The 2039-nt window shown below is 54.5% G+C and carries 1 protein-coding gene, 1 tRNA gene and 1 pseudogene; 1 reads left to right on the top strand and 2 read right to left on the bottom strand.

Annotated features, from left to right (window positions below; translation table 11 throughout):
- Nucleotides 1–488, top strand: a 488-nt coding sequence (locus tag AKU94_RS00025; protein WP_157056332.1) for an integrase core domain-containing protein, incomplete at its 5' end; no start/stop codon positions are given.
- Nucleotides 489–717: 229 nt separating this feature from the next.
- Here AKU94_RS00025 and AKU94_RS00020 read toward each other — a convergent pair.
- Together AKU94_RS00020 and AKU94_RS00015 are read right to left on the bottom strand one after the other, a co-directional pair.
- Nucleotides 718–794: transfer RNA gene (locus AKU94_RS00020), tRNA-Arg, on the bottom strand.
- A 603-nt stretch (nt 795–1397) separates the two neighbouring features.
- Nucleotides 1398–2013: pseudogene (locus tag AKU94_RS00015) on the bottom strand (integrase core domain-containing protein); the annotation flags it as partial.
- Nucleotides 2014–2039 lie beyond the last annotated feature (26 nt).

Raw genomic sequence — 2039 nt, 5'->3', positions numbered from 1 at the left:
GCCTGGCTCTGATCGCCGACACCTCACTGTCGGGTGCCCGTGTGGCGCGAGAACTGGCGACCTTGTTTGGCGCCCGCGGCAAGCCCCAGACGATGGTCAGCGATAACGGGACCGAGTTCACCTCGAACGCAATCCTGACCTTCGCCGATGACTGCAAGATCGACTGGCACTACATCGCGCCGGGAAAACCGACCCAGAATGCGTTCATCGAGAGCTTCAACGGCCGACTGCGTGACGAGCTGTTGAATGAAACACTGTTCCCGTCTTTGCACCACGCGCGCGTCACGCTGGCCGCATGGCGCACGGACTATAACTCTGAACGACCTCACTCACGCCTTGGATGGCAAACGCCCGCCGAGTTCGCCCAGACCTTCGCCCCGCAACGGGGCCTGACGCTGCGCAATCAGCAAAGCTCCGCGCCAGCCCCCGTTGCTCAACCCGCCCAAATGGGCAAAACTCAACCCCGGAGTCTCGCTCACACTGGATAAAAATTGGGGGCAACGTCACAACCCGCCTGACTTTCGGCCTCTAAAGCCGATCTTCTCCGCGCCTTCGAGTCAAACGACGATACTGCAGAAAAAAATTAATATAATCAGCTATTTAATAGAATTTAGTGCAAATGGCCAAAATAGAGCTTGACGCGGTGCGCACCAAAAACAGCCTTTTTGCGCACTCATATGCCCCATCTACACCCATCTACAACAGCCAATCAAGAAATGGCGCCCACGGGAGGACTCGAACCCCCAACAGCCCGATTAGAAGTCGGATATTCTATCCAGTTGAATTACGTGGGCGAACTCTTTGTTCTTCTATCCAAGTTCCAAGCGGTGTCAACCTGATGGCTCAGGACTTGGTGTCGACATGGTATGCATCCCACCTAAAAAACCGATTGGATCGAGTTGCTTCCGAACACTTGGTAGCTGGTAGCGGGTTATTGGTGCTCTATCCAGCTGAGCTAAGGAGCCTGCGGTGCGCACCGCATGTTTAAACGATTGGCGGCGAATGCACAATCGGGCACAACTAAGTGGTAGCGGGTCACTTTGAAATATAAAAGTTTGCCCGCGCGCGAGGCAGTGCATATCTTGAGGTTATGACAAAAAAACAAACATGTGAATGCGGAGCCGTTTAGGAAGTAGAGAGCAAGAAATTCCCATTTCGTGATAAGGACCATTTCGATTGTCAGGTATGTGGAGCGAGGCTTGACGAGTGGAACTCATCTCGCATCCCTACTTTCAAACTGATAAAGCGACCCGATGGCAGATAAACCCAAGAGACCCCGTGACACAAACCAACTTGCCAAGGTCATTGTAGACGTGGTTACTGGTGAAGTAAGACGGTCGCCTCAGTGTCGATACCTGGGTAATCCCCCCCTTTTTAACGGGGTGCATCCGTAGAACTTACGCGGCCATTTTCAGTTTCTGGGCGGGAGTGATGCCGCCGATGCCCCGCTGTCCGGCAACGGTTTGCAAGCAAACCGTGAGAGGAATGTTCGGGCGGTCGTTGTTGTATGTCCATAGCCATTGCGTGGCGTGATCTTGTGCCTCCTCTATGCTTTCGATGATGTATTGGTCCAGCCATTCATGCCGGACCGTCCGGTTGTAGCGCTCAATGTAAGCATTCTGTTGAGGTTTGCCGGGTTGGATGTGTAGGATGGTAACCCCTTGTTCCTCGGCCCATTTCATTAGCTTTCCACTGATGTATTCCGGGCCGTTGCCGACTCTTATGGTGCCGGGCTTGCCACGCCATTCGATGATGCGGTTGAGGCTTCTGATCACGCGTTCCGCTGGCAAAGAAAAGTCGACCTCGATGCCCAATCCTTCGCGATTGAAATCATCCAACACGTTCAAGAGCCGAAACGCCCGGCCATCCCCAAGGCGATCCGCCATGAAGTCCATCGACCCGCTGCCCGGCAGCGCATGTTTACATGCGCGGGAGGGAGGTCATGTTCGGCGCTTCTGGCACCACCTGCGCGTCGGGCTTGTCCCGCTTCATCCTTTTGCGGGGTTTGATCTGTTACCCGGCAGGGCATTGCGCAGCAA

It is taken from the genome of Pseudorhodobacter aquimaris, from assembly GCF_001202025.1.
GTDB classification, from domain to species: Bacteria; Pseudomonadota; Alphaproteobacteria; order Rhodobacterales; family Rhodobacteraceae; genus Pseudorhodobacter; species Pseudorhodobacter aquimaris.
The sequence above is the reverse complement of the archived record's forward strand: the minus strand, read 5'-3'. Positions and strand labels throughout refer to the sequence as shown.